The sequence below is a fragment of the Nonlabens ponticola genome (genome assembly GCF_003966335.1).
GTDB classification, from domain to species: Bacteria; Bacteroidota; Bacteroidia; order Flavobacteriales; family Flavobacteriaceae; genus Nonlabens; species Nonlabens ponticola.
In genome coordinates, this window is record NZ_CP034549.1 from 800,064 (window position 1) to 817,448 (window position 17,385).

Here is a 17,385-nt window from a genome sequence, read left to right on the forward strand (position 1 = left end):
AAGCCCGAGATGATCCCGAGCTTGTTGTATTAATTAGTAATCTCAAATTTTGTGAGCGACTTGAATTGCTCTAGGCGCTTATTGATCTCGTCGTTTGTGACAGTCTGCATTCTCTCGGTTCCAAATTTCTCTACCGCAAAACTGGCAAAGTTTGAACCGTAGATAATGGCTCTCTTCATGTTCTCAAAGCTGTAGTCCTTACTTGCAGCCAGGAATCCTGCAAATCCACCAGCAAAGGTGTCTCCAGCACCAGTAGGATCAAAAACTTCTTCCAGTGGCAATGCTGGCGCAAAGAAGATGTCTCCATCATGAAATAATAATGCACCGTGCTCACCTTTCTTGATGACTACATACTTAGGACCCATCTCGTGGATCTTTTTGGCAGCGGTCACAAGACTATATTCTCCTGATAGTTGTCGTGCCTCTTCATCATTGATGGTTATGACATCAACCTTGGCGATGACTTCTTTAAGCATATCCAGCGCACTATCCATCCAGAAGTTCATGGTGTCCAGAATATGCAGGTCTGCATCTTTGGTCTGCTCGATAACGCCCAGTTGTACTGCTGGATGTAGGTTACCTAGCATCACCACGTTTGCATTTTTGAAATGATCTGGCACCACTGGATTAAAATCTGCAAGTACATTGAGCTCGGTTGCCAGTGTGTCGCGCGTATTCATGTCGTTATGGTACTTACCACTCCAGAAAAAGGTCTTACCATCTGCTACGATCTCAATACCTTCTATATTCATACCTCGATCTGTAAGCATGGTCAAATAATTCTCAGGAAAATCACCACCTACAACACTTACAAGACCTACTTCTGTATTAAAATGGGATGCCGCTAGACCAATAAAAGTTGCTGCACCACCTAGAATTTTATCTGTTTTACCAAAGGGTGTCTCTATCGCGTCAAACGCCACCGTACCTACTACTACTAATTTACTCATCAACGTGTTTTTGTAGCACAAAAATACTCAATTTACATGGCAATATGAGCGATGCCAATCACGGTACATTATAGCGTGATAGACAAGAATTTAAATGGATCTAGGTCTAGTCAAACTTTGAATTATCGTCGAGCGTTTGTTGCAATCTTTTTCAATTCATCGCTCTCAATTCGTGACTTGGGATAGTCAGTATTGCTTATTTCAATCATGGCAACGGCTATTGTTTTAGGTTCAATGGTGCGGTATTTTTTAAGACCTCCAAAAAGCAGCGGATCAAATACTTTCTGCACCTTTTTCCAGGCTGCCTCAAACGGTCGCTTCTCATCGCGATCACCACCTATAAGCGCTGGCTGGACAAAATAGGCGTTCTTAAATCCTAGGTTTTCAATGTCTCGCTCCATTTCACCTTTGCCCTTGTTATAGCGATAGCGGCTATCAGGATCTGCACCCATTGCAGATATTGCGGTAACCGTGTCCATTCCGCTTGCGAGTGCAGTTCTTGCGACTGTAAGTGGCAAGTCGTGCTCAATGCGGTAATACTCATCTGGGTCAGGAGTTTTGGCTTGCGTTGTGCCCGTACATATATACAAATGATCTCCCTTAAGGTGCTGCGCGTATTGCAGTGGCTCAAATAGATCCACTTGATAATTCTCGTGTTTTGGGTGGTTGTTTTGAATTTGCTTTCGCGAAAGCGTAATAACTCCATCATACCTGCTATCATCCAGCAGCATATCTAGTAACGTTGATCCTACTAGTCCTGTTGCGCCGATTACTACGGCTGTTTTTTGCGCATTTTCCATGTTTTAAAAGTAATCAGAGCACAGGTTACATTGTCTTAGTACCATGCTAATTGATACCAAAAGATGCGACGGTTGACTTAATTTTGAGCATGGAATGGGATGGCCGCAAGATAATTCATGTAGATATGGATGCTTTTTATGCGTCTGTAGAGCAGCTGGACAATCCAGAATTGAAAGGTAAACCGCTTGCGGTAGGCGGTAGCAGCAAACGTGGCGTGGTAGCTGCTGCTAGTTATGAAGCCCGCAAATATGGCGTGCGCAGTGCGATGCCCAGCGTGACCGCAGCTAGATTGTGTCCAGATTTGATTTTTGTAAAAGCTAGGTTTGATCGGTATCGAGAGGTCTCGCAGCAAATACGGGACATATTTCTGGATTATACAGATCTGGTAGAGCCATTATCGCTAGATGAAGCCTATCTGGATGTTACCCAAAACAAGCTGGATTATCCCAGCGCGACCATCATTGCCTATGACATAAGGCGCAGGATTTATGAAACGACTGGTTTAACTGCAAGCGCTGGTATCTCCATCAATAAATTTATCGCCAAAGTCGCCAGCGATTACAACAAACCCAATGGCCAAAAAACCATCACGCCAGATGAGGTGTTGCCATTTCTTGAAGCACTGGAAATCCGCAAGTTTCATGGAATCGGTAAAGTCACCGCTCAAAAAATGTATCAACACGGTATTTTCACGGGTGCCGATTTGAAAGGCAAGTCCCTAGAATTCCTAGCCGAACACTATGGCAAGAGTGGCGCACATTATTATAACATCGTGCGTGGTATTCACAAAAGTACCGTCAAGCCAGACCGTATACGCAAGTCACTGGGCGCAGAGCGCACCTTTAGCGACAACATATCCAGTGAGGTTTTCATGATGGAACGCCTGGACCAGATCGCTGAGGAAATCGAGAAACGATCTGCTAAAAGCGATGTCGCTGGAAAAACAGTCACGCTTAAAATCAAATACAGCGATTTTAAAACTCAAACACGCAGTCGCACGGTAGATCATTATGTCAACAAAAAGGATGACATCCTTAAAATCGCCCAAGACCTAGTAGGCCAAGAAAAATTTAGAGAAAGCGTTCGATTATTAGGCTTGTCCTTAAGTAATCTAAATACCGAGGATAAACTCCAAGATGAAGAACCCGTTGAGGTGCAGCTAGAGTTTGAGTTTTAAGATTAGCCGCTCTGATAAATTCTGAATAATCTGTTCTCCAAAAGACAAGTTTCAGAATCATTTTTACAACTTCTAATCTTCTAATCTTCTAATCTTCTAATCTTCTAATCTTCTAATCTTCTAATCTTCTAATCTTCTAATCATCTAATCAACTAATCAACTAATCAATTACTCAATCTCACTCACACGCAATGTATTCACCATTCCTTTATCGGTCACTGGCATGGCTGCGAGGTTGATAAGGAATTCGCCTTTCTCAACGTAACCGTGATCTTTTGCAAACTTGTTCACATCATCAATAGTCTCGTCTGTACTTACAAAACGATCATAATTGAATGCTTGAACACCCCATAAAAGACTCAACTGCGTCAATATCCGTTGGTTGCTAGTAAAGGTCAAGATATGCGCCGCTGGTCTCCACGCACTTATCTGGAAAGCCGTATAACCAGAGTTCGTCATGGTTGTGATAGCTTTTGCGCTTATTTCATCAGCCATTTTGGCGGCGTGATAGCAAATGGATTTTGTGATGTAGCGTTTTGTCTTGATGTGCGGTGCATCGTGAGGGACACTTATCAGCTCGCTATCCTCAACACTGCGACAGATACTTGCCATCTTCTCAATCACCTGCACAGGATATTGTCCAACGGATGTCTCACCAGAAAGCATCACCGCATCAGCGCCATCCATGACGCTGTTGGCCACATCATTCACTTCAGCACGAGTAGGCGTGAGACTCGTAATCATGGTCTCCATCATTTGTGTTGCGATGATTACAGGAATACGAGCTTTCTTTGCTTTGAGTACTAACTGCTTTTGAATCAATGGTACTTCATGTGCAGGAATTTCCACACCTAGATCACCACGTGCCACCATCAAACCATCACAATAGGCAACAATCTTATCGATGTTTTGTACCGCTTCTGGCTTCTCGATTTTTGCAACGATCGGAATCTTATTTTCAGAATGTTCCTTGATTAGGTCTTGCAGTTCGATCAAATCACGGCTGTGACGTACAAAGGATAATGCCATCCAGTCTACCTGTAATTCACAGGCAAACTTTGCATCCACGATGTCTTTTTCAGTCAATGCTGGTAATGAGACATTGGTTTGCGGCAGGTTCACACCTTTTTTGGAACGCAGTGGTCCACCTTGAATGACTTTGGTCAGTACGTTTGACTCACCATCGGACTTTACCACTTCAAAGATCAATTTACCGTCGTCTAACAAGATGCGCTCGCCAGCCTGAACATCCTGCGGGAATTGATCATAATTCATATAAACGCGAGAAGCGGTACCTTTAAAGGGCTCACCAGTTGAGAATGTGATTTCGTCGCCTGGTTGCACAACTACTTCATCCTTCATGACGCCTACACGCAACTTTGGGCCTTGTAGATCACCTAAAATACCTGTAGCAAATCCATGTTCTTTATTCAAATCACGTATCATTTGAACGCGCTCACGCACGGCGTTGTGATCTGCATGAGAGAAGTTGATACGGAAAACGTTGACACCAGCCTTTATCATGTCCAGCAAAACTTCTTTTTTAGAAGTAGCAGGTCCTAGTGTGGCAACGATTTTAGTCTTTTTTGTATTCATTTATTCAAATATTAGGTGGTCAGCATTCTTAATAGACATGGTGTCTAGTTGATAAACTGAAATTACTTGGGGTATTTCTATAAGTCGGTTCAATATATTCTTTACTGGGTACTCTTCTGGATCTTTCTCGATTTTTAAGAGATAATCCACATTACGGTATTCTCTTATAAGCGTTGTCTTGACCTCAGTCGTTTGTTCATTGTCGAACAAACTACCAGTACTAACAATAGCCTTTACAGAAGCTCGCGTCATATTAGGAACAAGATAATGATCTACATGATGTTCTTGATCCTGAAACTTGTACACAGGAAAACTCGCGATGTAATCCTTGAAGTTTACGTCTTGATCACGTTCTTCTCTTGAAAAGTTCATGGTCAAATAGCGATTGATCATGTAGGCCATGCGATAGGATTCAATGGTAGAATGAATACCTATAAGTATAAATTCATCTTCTTCAATTGTCCAATCTGCTAGTTTATATGTAGTCATCGCTAGCTCACAAATGTAGATGACAATCTACAATTTTAGGTTCTGTATCTTTCAGTTATAGGGTCGTATTTTACGAAATCGTTAAAGTAGCTATGGGATCTTGAGAATTCCGCTTTCGCGAAAGCAAAAACAACAACAAACATCCAGTCATTGGATAGATGATCTTTACATCTTATCCTGCAAAGCAAAATAGGCGCGCTTGCTAGCTTTTTCTTCGGCTTTTTTCTTTGAGGTAGCTCTTGCTCTGGCTACAATACGATCATCAATCTTGAGTCGCACTGCAAAATGTCGTACCTCATTCACGCCAGTATCTTCATAGGTATTGAAGTCAAAGATCTTCTTGTTTTTCTGGCACCATTCAATAAAAATACTCTTATAAGAAATAACCTTGCCTTCCAGTTTCTCAATGTCCACGTAGGTATCCACAACACGTTTACATATAAACCGCTTAGTCAATTTATAACCTTTATCTAGGTACAGAGCGCCTACTAGCGCTTCAAATAAATTACCGTGAATGTTGTTCCCAAAATGCTTTTGCGGCACTTGCGTCATCGCAAAACTGAGTAATCCAAAATCTTGTCCCAACTCATTCAAATGCTCACGGCTCACAATTTTTGAACGCATTTTAGTCAGATAGCCTTCATCGCCTTGTGGTACTTCGTTATAAATATATTCTGCAATGACGGCACTTAAGATGGCATCGCCTAAAAATTCCAGACGCTCATAGCTCACCACATGGCCTTTTTCATTTTTAAGACCCATGGATTTATGGGTAAAAGCCGTTTGATATATAGTAAGATCTTTGGGTTTATACCCTGTAAGTCTTTTAATGGCTTGGTCTAGAGATTCAGTCGTTGTAGCTTGTGACTTGCTGGATGTAAAGAAAGACCTGAATCTATTCATAGAATCAGGAGCTATCAGATTTTCTTGAAAGCGATACAGCAGTTATGTCCGCCAAAACCGAAAGTGTTGCTCAAGGCAATATTGACTTCACGTTCTTCAGCCTCATTGAGCACTAATTTGAGAGAAGAGTCAATGTTCTCATCTACGGTAGTATGGTTAATGGTAGGTGGTATCAAATTTTCATTGATGGCCATCACACTTGCAATGGATTCAATGGCTCCAGCGGCACCTAGTAAGTGGCCTGTCATGGATTTTGTAGAATTGATACTTATGTTGGGCGCATGATCGCCAAAGACGGCCTTGATCGCCTTAAGTTCTGCAACGTCACCTAGTGGTGTTGATGTACCGTGAGTATTGATGTGGTCCACATCTTCTGGATTGATACCAGCGTTCTCAAGAGTATTCTTCATCACGGCAATAACTCCTTTTCCTTCAGGATCTGGAGCAGTAATGTGGTAGGCATCGCTAGAGAATCCACCACCTATGACCTCTGCATAGATTTTGGCTCCACGAGCTTTTGCATATTCATAATCTTCTAATACGAGAGCGCCTGCGCCTTCACCCAATACAAATCCATCACGAGTCGCGTCAAATGGGCGACTGGCAGTTTCTGGACTTTCATTGCGAGTTGATAGCGCATGCATGGCGTTAAAACCGCCCATACCCGCTTGTGTGACAGCAGCCTCGCTACCGCCGGTAATAATAACATCGCAGTGGCCTAATCTTATGTAGTTTACAGCATCCAGCATCGCATTGGCGCTTGACGCACAGGCAGAAACTGTTGTATAATTAGGACCCATAAATCCATACTTGATAGAAATGTGGGCTGGTGCAATGTCAGCAATCATTTTTGGGATAAAGAAAGGATTAAATCTAGGTGTGCCGTTGCCATTGGCAAAAGCCTTAACCTCATCCTGAAACGTTTCTATACCGCCTATCCCAGCACCCCAGATTACACCGACTCTATTCTTGTCAATAGAGTCGGTATCTAATCCAGAGTCGGCAATCGCCTCATCACCGGCAACCACAGCGTACTGTGCAAACCTGTCCATGCGACGCGCCTCCTTACGGTCTATAAAATCATTGACATTGAAGTCCTTGATTTCACAAGCGAATTTTGTCTTGAAATGTTCTGTATCAAAATAGGTGATAGGAGCACAACCGCTTTTTCCACTTTTGAGTGCGTCCCAATATTCCTTTAGGTTATTACCTATAGGTGTTAGGGCGCCCATTCCTGTGATGACAACTCGCTTCAATTCCATGTAATCTGTGGTATTAAGCTTTGGCTTCTTCTATATATGAAACAGCTTGACCTACAGTAGCGATGTTTTCTGCTTGATCATCTGGGATCTGGATATCAAATTCCTTCTCAAATTCCATGATAAGCTCAACGGTATCTAGTGAGTCAGCACCTAGGTCGTTTGTGAAGCTAGCCTCAGTAACTACCTCGTTCTCGTCCACTCCTAGTTTATCCACGATAATCGCTTTAACTCTTGATGCAATGTCAGACATAATAATCTAATTTTAATTTTAAATGAATGGCAAAAATAACAAACTTTGCGACATAACCACTTTTCTACTCTTTGAGTTATGAGACTGCCGTTATACAGTCCGTTTTTCTAGTCAAGTAGCTGTGTGTTACATTTATACACGATATGAAAAAAATAGTAGTATTTGCTAGTGGTGGTGGCAGCAATGCACAGGCAATCATGGATCATTTCAAGGATCATAAACAGGTGCAGGTAAGCTTGATACTCTCAAACAATCCACGTGCAGGCGTGCTGGATCGTGCTAGAGCTGCTGGTATTGAGGCGTTAAGTTTTAATAAGTATGCTTTCGCGAAAGCTAACTCCATACACACCTTACTGCAACATCACCAGCCTGATCTAATAGTCCTGGCTGGATTTTTATGGAAAGTCCCACAATTTTTGATAGAAGATTTCCCGAATAAAATAGTCAATATCCATCCTGCATTGCTGCCTAAATATGGCGGTAAAGGCATGTATGGCAAGCATGTGCATGAAGCTGTGGTACAAAATGGAGAGGCGCAAAGCGGTATCACGATCCATTATGTAAACGAGCATTATGATGAGGGCGCGATTATCAAGCAGGCGACTTGTGATCTACAACCAGATGACAACGCGCAAGAAGTAGCGAGCAAAGTGTTGGCGCTAGAGCACAAATATTATCCTCAAGTCATTGAGAACTTATTGAGCGATCATGGCGACCAAAAATAAATTCTACACCGTTTGGGATGGCCACACGCCAGGCGTTTACAGCAGCTGGAAAGATTGCCAGATTCAAATCAAAAATTATCTTGGGGCAAAATACAAAGGCTTTCCAACTAAGGAAGCCGCTACTGAGGCACTGAATGGTAATTATTGGGAACACGTGGGTAAGCAAAAAAAGGCTGCGATCAATAAAGAGCTGCTCAAGAAAGTAGGCGCGCCCATCATGAATTCCATAAGTGTAGATGCGGCTTGCAGCGGTAATCCAGGAACAATGGAATATCGTGGCGTGCTCACGCACAATAAAAAGGAAATCTTTAAAATGGGACCTTATCAGCACAGTACTAATAATATAGGTGAGTTCCTGGCGCTGGTACATATTCTCGCACTGGCAAAACGAAAAGGCGACAAGCGTCCTATATATAGTGATAGCCGTACTGCTATGAGTTGGGTGCGCAATAAAAAGGTAAAGACTACTTTAAAACCCAATGCGCGCAACCAAGATTCCTTTGAGTTGGTGGAACGAGCGCTGGCATGGTTGCAAACCAATAGCTATGAAAATCCAATCCTCAAATGGGAAACCAAAGCTTGGGGCGAGATTCCAGCAGATTTTGGTAGGAAATAAGAAATGTCACTGAAACATTCAGAAATGAAACGCAGATTACACCATTTTCTCAATACCAGAATATTTTCACAATTTATTTATTGGTTGATTGTCAGTAATGTAATAAGCATTATTTTGGAATCATATGCATCCTTGCGAGGTGAGTACGGTGATTTATTTTTTGGGTTTGAAGTTTTTTCCGTCGTTGTTTTTACAATAGAGTATGTGGTCCGCATCTATGTGGCACCTATAGATTATCCATCAGTAAATAATTTACAGGCGCGTATTCGCTTTTTGAAATCTGGATATGGAATTATTGATTTACTAGCGATACTTCCTTTTTATCTTCCATTTGTTTTGATTCTAGATTTAAGAATTCTAAGGATACTGCGCCTCATAAGACTACTTCGTATTTTTAAAATTGGTAGACATTCAAAAGCTTTACGGACTATATTGGAAGTCCTCAAAGAAACACGATCTGAATTGTCAATTACCTTCTTTGTAGCGTTTGTTATGTTATTACTTTCTTCAACGCTCATGTATTATTTTGAGAATGAAGTGCAGCCTGAAAATTTTGCGAGTATTGGTCATGCGTTCTGGTGGGCAATCGCGACGTTAACAACAGTTGGCTATGGCGACGTATATCCCGTTACTCCTATAGGGAAAATTTTGGCAGGAGTAACCGCACTCATTGGTATTGGTTTTCTGGCTTTGCCTACTGGCATTATAAGCTCAGCTTTCGTAGAAAAAATAAAAAGTGATAAAGAGAATGTTCAATGCACCTGTCCTGAATGCGGTCATATTATAGAAGACAAATAAATGATTGAAATAGAGCGTAAATTCCTAGTCAAGAATACTGACTTTTTAAAAGGCCAAAAGGGTGAGCGTATTGTTCAAGGCTATTTGAGTAGCGACCCAGCACGCAACGTGCGCGTGCGTGTCAAAGGCGAGCAAGCATACTTGACCATTAAAGGGATTTCAAACGCATCAGGCACCAGCCGTTATGAATGGGAAAAAGAAATTGATAATGTAGAGGCTCAAGAACTACTCACCATCTGCCTGCCTGGTGTGATCGATAAAACCAGATATGAGATTCCTGTCGGAAAACATGTTTATGAAATTGATGTTTTTCATGAATCAAATGACGGACTCATTATCGCAGAGATCGAGCTGGAAGATGAGCATGAAACCATTGAAAAACCAGAATGGCTAGGTGATGAGGTGACTGGTGATGTGAGGTATTACAATTCTTATTTGGTAAACATGCCTTATAAGTCTTGGTAAGGATCTACTGTAGATCTCTATCTGCAATAATTATCGCTGTAGAGCGAAACCACCTTTTTACCAACGCCTATCTCGTCCGCAAAATGTGGTAAGTCCAATCCTCGTTCTATCGCTACTGTCGTATAATATTCTTCACGCGGCAAATGATCTACGGTAATGACGTGATAGTAATCTAGCTTTTTATTGAGTTCAAGCAATAGCAGTACTTTTTCTATCAAGATGGATTGCTCAGTCAGATTTACGGGTGCTTGTGGATTTTCTAAGTCTTTTTTACCAGCGAGATACTTTATAGGATGGCGTTCATCTCCTATCAATCCACCGGCGCGGATGATGGTAGTATTTGCAAAAGCCATCAATATAACCTGCTCACCAGCGATGATCTTGCGATCCTTTGGGCTGCTGGCATTAGGTGTTGAATTCTCATTATACAAGGGCAAATGAACCATATCTTCAAAAACCGAGGTAGTTGAGATAAAAATCAATCTCTTGATCTGTTCAAATAGATTGATGTTTCTAACCAGTAATTGCAATCTTCCAGCATAGTCGCTTTCAGGATTTGATCGCAAGCCTGGCGGAATATTTACGATCAACGCATCCAGATCCTGCAGGAATTCATCGATACCACCATCAATCGTGGTCTCTTTCAATTCTACCATATAAGGATCAATACCTAGATCACGCAGTTCTTGCAGCTTTTCTAGTCTGGTTGTGCTGCCTTTTACACGATGTCCTTTTTCAATTAATGCAGTTGCTAGTGGCGTTCCCAACCAGCCGCACCCTAAAATGCCTATAGTTTTATTGCTCATCGCGTGCCGTTTCAATTCGTTTCTTGACCACAATGGCGTCATTAAGAACAAAAGGTGCTGGAATCTCGCCTTCAGGTCTTGGATCGACGGCTAATTCTTGCGATTGCAGCAGGTCAAAACTTGCTGCATAGACTTCAAATACTGGATCTTCATCCTTTTCAAAAGTAAGTTCCATCACTAATGGTGAACCGTTAGATACGTAGTAGGAAATCAATCGGTTACCGCGTCTGCGAGCAAATGGCTTACCGGCATCGTTTACGGGTGCGTTGACACCATTAATTTTGGCTGCATTAAATTGGAATCGCTTGTCTGCAAAAACTTCCCATCGATCAACGCGATCCTTACTATTCACCACAAGTTTGATTTGTCGTTGATCGCCTATGATGGTATCTACGGTGATTTTGGAATTGATCGTTTTTAACGATCTGTACTCTGCTGGCGTTGTATGGCTATATCTACTGGCATATTTTGAATCGATGGTGTTGCCGTCATCTTTGCCATCATTTTTTTCAGGATCAATTTTTTCCAGCGTCCAGTCGCTCAAATTGTGGTCATAGGTTGCCCATTGTGCTGTGTTATCATCTGCATTTGCTAGGTAGATCAAGCTTGTTTTTTGTGGCTGTGTTGGTGAGAATTCCGCTTTCGCGAAAGCATAACCAGCAAAAGCAAATCCTACAAACAAGGAGATCAAACCTAATATGTGCTTCTTGCGATAGTGGCCCAAAACAGGCACCAGCAATCCAAAAATGAGTACGCTGAGCACGGCTGCCACAAAGAGAATCTTCATGCCCAGCGCCACGGGAAATCCCTTGATGAATGGAGTGAAAACAAATATCACTGGAGTAGTAAAAATCAAAAGCAACAAATAATTGGGCCTCTTTTTATAGATGTTGAGCCATAGCATGATCAATCCAGCAAACAGCGGCACGATGAAAAAGCCTGCACCAGGCAAGTAAGCCGCTGGAATCAAACCGCTCTCACTAACGGGAAACGCTACAATAAAACAGATGATCCATAGAAAAACGAGTGGTGCTACACTGTGGCTCGCCACTCGATCCTTATGATAAAACGCATGGTATATAAAGAATGTGATGGCAGTACCAATCAATGCCGCCGACGCGATCCAGGCATATCCATTATAGGGAAAAATAGCCGCTTGATCGATGTAGAAATCTGCTGTGGAGATGGCCTGCCAGCCGTAGTTGACTATTAAATAGCCCAAGATCAGACTACCTAAAAATGGTACAAATCCTACCAATAAATCCTTGAAGCGTAAACGGTTTTTTCTAACACCATAAAAAATGAGAAAGATCAGAAGTATGCCAGAAACAATAATCAAAATGGGCATCCATGAAAACGGAAAGCTCACCATGTCAATTATAGGTAAAGGGAAATAAATATCATCTGTTCCTGCGGTAGTTTTGAGACCATCGCTTAAATCTGATTTTGCAAAATAGCTAAGCAGCGCCATCAAATAACTGCCTTGATGCGCTAGCGTATTGCGATCCAGACGCTCATAACTATCAAGCTGTGAGTGGTAGTCAAAATGGTCACCTATAAAAGCAAAATTGAGTCCGTTGATATCACCTTTCTCACGCATCACGGTAAGGTCTGTGTCGTTAGGTAATTTTTTGTAGATGCTGTACGCAAGTGAATTAGCCACTGGATAATTAGTTCCTGCTTCTTTAAAGGCATTGATGATCTCCCGATTTCCACCATTCGTTTCCACGAGCATATAGCTAGGGCCGCCGCTACCGCGCGCCTCAAAATTCAAGATCATTTTTGCATCCTTCGCCCAGCGATGCTTGGTAACAAAAAGATCGGCTCCATTAAGTCCTAGCTCTTCACCATCGGTAATCAGGATGATGATGTCATTTTCTGGCTTGTTGTCGGTGAGATATGCTCTAATTCCCTCGATGATCGTGGCGATGCCTGATGCGGCATCACTTGCGCCCAGACTCGAGTGTGGATCGCTATCATAATGACACATGAGTACGAGAGCTTCATTGTTGTTTGCGGTTCCTTCTATACGTGCCAGGATATTTACTGGCCTAGATAGATTGCCGTATTTATCAAGGGTAAATCCAGATTGGGTTTCGGTTTTTAAACCTAGCTTTTCTAACTGCCTGATGATGTAGGTGCGGTTTTTCTCATGTGCTTTACTGCCTAGATAATGAGGTTCTTGTGATAGCTTTTTTACATGTACCAACGCTCTTTTAGTTGACCATTCTTTCAGATCCTTTTCTTTTTCCAGTTCACCGCTAGGCGTCTGGCTTGAGAAAGCATACCAGACCATCGCAATAAGAACAAGAAATGATAAAGCTGAGGTAAAATGTGATTTAGGTCTCATAAAATGGGTTGGTTTAGGTATCTCTCTTTACGATAAGGAATTTATCATCGTCCATAGCGAGATAGCCTTGATCATAAATGAAGTAATAGACAGCGCCTTTTTTGGTTGTATAAATACTGGTAAAGAAATTAAAGTCAAATCCTTTACTAAGTAGCTTGTTGCGCGTGGTCGTCGTTTTTCCCGATGGATTAATACTTTGCAATGCACGCCAGTTTTTACGCAACCTATTATTGATATTACGCATCAGTGCGCTGCTATCGCGATTGAGTTTGTTGTTTGCGACATTGCGGCAGTAATCACCGCAAAATCGCTTGTCTGCTCGACCTCTTACTTCGTCACCACATTCTGGACACAGGCGCTTGTCTGCCATGAGAGTAGGCTTTGGGATAAAGGTAGTTAACTATTTACAAATGGATAATGAGTATTAAGTATTCAGTACTAAATATTAATATGATGTAAGTAGAGGCAATAAGTTTTAGACAGAATTTACAAATCCATACAATTCCAAGGACAAAGTAATAGAAATCAGGTATCCATTATACTTAAATCTAAATCTAAACTGAGACTGAACACTGCGATTGAAAACTGCGACTATCACCACAACCAACAACCGCAAAAAAACAGGTAATGAACCAGCAACACTACCGACTACAAAACCATTATTTTTACATAAACGCCACTCAATGAAAAAAGGAGTACTTCTCGTTAATTTAGGATCGCCAGACACGCCTAATCCTAAGGATGTTAAACGCTATCTGGATGAGTTTTTAATGGATGAACGCGTGATTGATTTGCCTTATGTTTTACGAGCAATTTTGGTTAAAGGCATTGTTCTCAACACAAGACCTAAAAAAAGTGCAGAGGCCTATTCAAAAATCTGGTGGGAAGAAGGAAGCCCGCTAATCGTACTTTCTGAAAGATTACAGGAGAAAATAGATCAGTTTACCAGCGTGCCCATAGCGCTAGCGATGAGATACGGCAGCATGTCTATTGAGAATGGATTGAAGGAATTAGACGAACAAGGTGTTGATGAGGTATTGTTGATACCGCTATATCCTCAATTTGCCATGGCTACGACTGAAACAATTGTAGTACTCGCAGAGGAGTTGCGCAAGTCTATGTTCCCGCATATGTCATTTACCCAAATGCCACCTTTTTATAATCACCCAGATTATATACGTGTGCTATCAGAGTCGATTAAAGAATCGCTGGAAGGCAAGGATTATGAACACCTGTTGTTTTCTTATCACGGTGTACCCAAAAGACACATACGCAAAAGCGACATCACAAACGGCCATTGTAAGATGAACGGCATATGCTGTGAGACACCATCGCCAGCGCATCAATTTTGCTATAGTCATCAATGTAAAGAAGTCACCAGACTTGTGGGCGAATATCTAGAAATGGAAGATGGTACCTATTCTACCACGTTCCAATCAAGACTAGGGTTTGACCCATGGTTGACGCCATATACAGATCGTACTATCGAGCGTATGGGATTGGGTGGCACTAAAAAATTAGCAATCGCCACACCAGCCTTTGTCAGTGATTGTCTGGAAACGCTGGAAGAAATCGCAATGGAAGGTGAAGAAATCTTCCATGAAGTAGGCGGCAAGGAATTTCACGTTATACCATGTTTGAATACGCGTGAGGATTGGGTCAAAGTCTTGAGTCGCTGGATCGATGAATGGGCACTCGCGACGCCAGTTGCGGTAGAAGCATGACCATCTCAATTGATTTGAATTCCTAATCACAAGCATATCGCAAAGCCTATCACCAACAATAGTAAAAGCACCTTATTAGGAACTAGGAGCATACCGCGACTGCTGGTTCAGCAAGCCTTGCCGGCATCCATAGGTATTCTTGTGATGTCGCTCAATATACTGGTGGATACCATATTTGTTGGTAATTGGATAGGCTCTATTGCTATTGCGGCTATAAACGTGGTATTGCCTATTTCGTTTTTTATTGCTGCCTTAGGTATGGCCATAGGTATCGGTGGTGCTAGTATCATCTCTAGAGCGTTAGGCGCTAACGATACCGCTCGAGCTAAAAGAACCTTTGGAAACCAAATAAGTCTCACCTTAATCATCACTGTGCTGTGTGTAATCGTGGGTCTTACTTTTTTGCAGGATCTTGTTCCGCTTTTTGGTGGTAAAGGCGCGATCTATGAGCCAGCATCAATTTATTACCGTATAGTTTTATATGGTGCTCCCATACTAGCGCTATGTATGATGGGAAACAACGTCATACGAGCAGAAGGCGCGCCTAAACACGCCATGATCGCCATGCTTATTCCTAGTATAGGTAATTTGTTGCTTGATTATATCCTGATCAATCAATTAGAAATGGGAATGACTGGTGCCGCGTGGGCAACCACAGCCAGCTATTGCTGTTGTTTTCTATATATCGCATGGTTTTTTCTATCAGGTCGCAGTGAGCTGATGCCATCCATCAGGCAGTTACTACCTGACTGGAACATTCTCAAGGAAATGGGTGGTTTGGGATTTGTCACTTTGGGTAGACAGGCTACAACAAGTGTGCTCTATTTGATTCTCAATAATATCTTGCTGGATCTAGGTGGTGAGGATAGCGTATCCGTTTTTGGTATCATAGGTCGCATGATGATGTTTGCCTTGTTCCCAGTTCTAGGCGTCACGCAAGGATTTTTACCTATTGCTGGTTACAATTATGGATCAGGACAGCATGATCGCGTGCGCGAGGTAATCTACACATCCATCAAGTATGCTTGCGGTCTAGGCGTGTTGATTTTGGTAGGCTTGTTAGCTTTTAGCCGTAATATCGCAGCGATTTTTACTGATAATACAGCGGTAGTTGATCAGGCGACGGCAGCGCTCAACATAGTATTTCTAGCGGTGCCCATTATCGCTGTGCAACTTATAGGTGCGGCTTATTATCAAGCCATAGGCAAGGCCTTACCAGCGTTGATTCTCACCATCCTGCGCACAGGTATTATCTTGATACCACTATTATTAATCTTGAGCCAATTATATGGAGAGACAGGTGTGTGGATTAGTTTTCCTATAGCAGATTTCTTGAGTACGTTAATTACCGGGTACTTTTTATATCGTGCATTAAACCGTTTGAAAGATCCAGTAGTCTCATAATTTGTTAACACGTTTGATGGTATTACGCTTTCGCGAAAGCAAAATCACCACCACCATCCAACCATAATAAGAAGCCCATCGTATATTTGAGAGTATAAGATATGTATTACAAACAATTTGATGTAAGATGGAGTGATCTGGATGCCAACAGGCATATGGCAAACAGCGCCTACCAGAATTTCATGAGTCACACAAGAATGGCTTACTTGATTGATAATGGATTTGGTCAACGTGAGATGCAACAGTATCAAACTGGACCGGTAATCTTCAATGAAAACGTTTATTACTTCAAAGAGATACATCAAGGAAAGCCTATAACGGTAACTTGTGAATTAACAGGGCTAAGTGATGATGGTTCCCTCTTTAGTTTCAAGCATAATTTTTATGATCACCGCGGCGAGAATCTCGCTCGTGGTATCATGACTGGTGCATGGATGAATCTTGTAGAACGTAAGATCATGGCGTTACATCCAGATTTAAAGAAGAAGATTAACGATATGGTAAGGTCACAGGATTTTACCGAACTAAGTTTTAAGGCCACGAGATCACACGGTCAAAAACCGGTTGCCGTAAATATGGATAATTTGATTACCCGATGATCAGCGTTTCAGAAAGTGTTTTTAAAGACGATATCCTAGAGGTGCTAACCTTTCCATTTGGTAAATTTTACCTATTTAGAAACTTCATAGTTTCAGAAGTTAATGAGGACGTCGTTTTTAGCAGTAAGCAAGCACAGCTGGTATTAGATGCTTCTTTAGAATTTTATGAAAAGTTGGGTGATCTGAGCAAGAAGGTGTACATAGCTAATAGGATAAATGCTTATTCTGTAAAGCCATTGGGCTGGCTTAAATTTACTTTTTTGACTGAAAGGCTATACGGCTATGCCGTGGTGACAAATACTTCAGGCGGTTTTACAAACGCAATTCTAGAATCAACCTTTGTGCCTGTAGAATTTAAATCTTTTACTGAGTTGGTAGACGCTATTCAATGGGTGGCGATAGTAAACGAAGCGGGTAAATTTATCAATAATGACACAAATAATTAACATATGTTAATTATATTTGCCACT

The 17,385-nt window shown here is 41.8% G+C and carries 19 protein-coding genes; 9 read left to right on the forward strand and 10 right to left on the reverse strand.

Going from position 1 to position 17,385, the window contains the following annotated elements; translation table 11 throughout:
* Positions 1–29: 29 nt before the first annotated feature.
* Complete coding sequence (locus tag EJ995_RS03620) at positions 30–950, reverse strand: PfkB family carbohydrate kinase (protein ID WP_126445707.1); 921 nt, start codon at positions 948–950, stop codon at positions 30–32.
* 122 nt (positions 951–1,072) lie between these two features.
* Positions 1,073–1,750 (reverse strand): NAD-dependent epimerase/dehydratase family protein, encoded by a 678-nt coding sequence (locus EJ995_RS03625; RefSeq protein ID WP_126445709.1) that lies wholly within the window; start codon positions 1,748–1,750, stop codon positions 1,073–1,075.
* 89 nt (positions 1,751–1,839) lie between these two features.
* Between EJ995_RS03625 and dinB the strand changes: the two genes are divergently transcribed.
* On the forward strand, positions 1,840–2,928 hold the full coding sequence (gene dinB / locus EJ995_RS03630) for a DNA polymerase IV (RefSeq protein ID WP_126448853.1): 1,089 nt from the start codon (positions 1,840–1,842) through the stop codon (positions 2,926–2,928).
* A 168-nt stretch (positions 2,929–3,096) separates the two neighbouring features.
* On the opposite strand, the gene pyk is transcribed toward dinB, so the two are convergent.
* From pyk to EJ995_RS03655, 5 genes are all read right to left on the reverse strand, one after another.
* Positions 3,097–4,524, reverse strand: coding sequence for a pyruvate kinase (pyk, locus tag EJ995_RS03635; RefSeq protein ID WP_126445711.1), 1,428 nt, complete (start codon positions 4,522–4,524; stop codon positions 3,097–3,099).
* Positions 4,525–5,013: an IPExxxVDY family protein gene (locus EJ995_RS03640; RefSeq protein WP_126445713.1), complete on the reverse strand. Its 489-nt coding sequence runs from the start codon at positions 5,011–5,013 to the stop codon at positions 4,525–4,527.
* Positions 5,014–5,178: 165 nt separating this feature from the next.
* Positions 5,179–5,916, reverse strand: coding sequence for a ribonuclease III (gene rnc / locus EJ995_RS03645; protein ID WP_126445715.1), 738 nt, complete (start codon positions 5,914–5,916; stop codon positions 5,179–5,181).
* Positions 5,917–5,930: 14 nt separating this feature from the next.
* Positions 5,931–7,178, reverse strand: coding sequence for a beta-ketoacyl-ACP synthase II (gene fabF, locus EJ995_RS03650; RefSeq protein WP_126445716.1), 1,248 nt, complete (start codon positions 7,176–7,178; stop codon positions 5,931–5,933).
* Positions 7,179–7,191: 13 nt separating this feature from the next.
* The gene (locus EJ995_RS03655) at positions 7,192–7,428 is read right to left on the reverse strand and encodes an acyl carrier protein (RefSeq protein ID WP_015361896.1); all 237 of its coding nucleotides are present in this window, start codon (positions 7,426–7,428) and stop codon (positions 7,192–7,194) included.
* A gap of 143 nt (positions 7,429–7,571) precedes the next feature.
* Between EJ995_RS03655 and purN the strand changes: the two genes are divergently transcribed.
* From purN to EJ995_RS03675, 4 genes are read left to right on the forward strand one after another with little or no spacing between them, the layout of a single operon-like run.
* Complete coding sequence (gene purN / locus EJ995_RS03660; RefSeq protein ID WP_126445718.1) at positions 7,572–8,153, forward strand: phosphoribosylglycinamide formyltransferase; 582 nt, start codon at positions 7,572–7,574, stop codon at positions 8,151–8,153.
* Entirely contained in the window at positions 8,137–8,769 is a 633-nt protein-coding gene (locus EJ995_RS03665; RefSeq protein ID WP_126445720.1) for a ribonuclease H1 domain-containing protein, read from the forward strand. The genes purN and EJ995_RS03665 overlap by 17 nt, the downstream gene beginning before the upstream one ends.
* Before the next feature lie 24 nt (positions 8,770–8,793).
* Positions 8,794–9,567, forward strand: a complete 774-nt coding sequence (locus EJ995_RS03670) for an ion transporter (protein ID WP_126445722.1) — start codon at positions 8,794–8,796, stop codon at positions 9,565–9,567.
* Entirely contained in the window at positions 9,568–10,032 is a 465-nt protein-coding gene (locus tag EJ995_RS03675; protein WP_126445724.1) for a CYTH domain-containing protein, read from the forward strand.
* 17 nt (positions 10,033–10,049) lie between these two features.
* Here the strand turns inward: EJ995_RS03675 and EJ995_RS03680 are convergent, their stop codons facing one another.
* The 3 genes from EJ995_RS03680 to EJ995_RS03690 are packed head-to-tail and all read right to left on the reverse strand — an operon-like array spanning position 10,050 to position 13,558.
* Positions 10,050–10,838 carry a Rossmann-fold NAD(P)-binding domain-containing protein gene (locus EJ995_RS03680; RefSeq protein ID WP_126445726.1) on the reverse strand — a complete coding sequence of 263 codons (789 nt, stop codon included), beginning with the start codon at positions 10,836–10,838 and terminating at the stop codon, positions 10,050–10,052.
* The gene (locus EJ995_RS03685; RefSeq protein ID WP_126445728.1) at positions 10,828–13,188 is read right to left on the reverse strand and encodes a M28 family peptidase; all 2,361 of its coding nucleotides are present in this window, start codon (positions 13,186–13,188) and stop codon (positions 10,828–10,830) included. The genes EJ995_RS03680 and EJ995_RS03685 overlap by 11 nt, the downstream gene beginning before the upstream one ends.
* Before the next feature lie 13 nt (positions 13,189–13,201).
* Positions 13,202–13,558, reverse strand: a complete 357-nt coding sequence (locus EJ995_RS03690) for a hypothetical protein (RefSeq protein WP_126445730.1) — start codon at positions 13,556–13,558, stop codon at positions 13,202–13,204.
* A gap of 313 nt (positions 13,559–13,871) precedes the next feature.
* On the opposite strand from EJ995_RS03690, the gene hemH reads away from it, so the two are divergent.
* From hemH to EJ995_RS03710, 4 genes are all read left to right on the forward strand, one after another.
* Positions 13,872–14,912, forward strand: a complete 1,041-nt coding sequence (hemH, locus tag EJ995_RS03695) for a ferrochelatase (protein WP_126445732.1) — start codon at positions 13,872–13,874, stop codon at positions 14,910–14,912.
* Positions 14,913–15,029: 117 nt separating this feature from the next.
* A complete protein-coding gene (locus EJ995_RS03700; protein WP_394342064.1) occupies positions 15,030–16,316 on the forward strand; it encodes an MATE family efflux transporter in 1,287 nt (428 codons plus the stop codon).
* Between the two features lie 101 nt (positions 16,317–16,417).
* The gene (locus EJ995_RS03705) at positions 16,418–16,915 is read left to right on the forward strand and encodes an acyl-CoA thioesterase (protein ID WP_126445734.1); all 498 of its coding nucleotides are present in this window, start codon (positions 16,418–16,420) and stop codon (positions 16,913–16,915) included.
* Positions 16,912–17,361: a hypothetical protein gene (locus EJ995_RS03710; RefSeq protein WP_126445736.1), complete on the forward strand. Its 450-nt coding sequence runs from the start codon at positions 16,912–16,914 to the stop codon at positions 17,359–17,361. Before EJ995_RS03705 ends, EJ995_RS03710 begins: the two co-directional genes overlap by 4 nt.
* Positions 17,362–17,385: the final 24 nt, after the last annotated feature.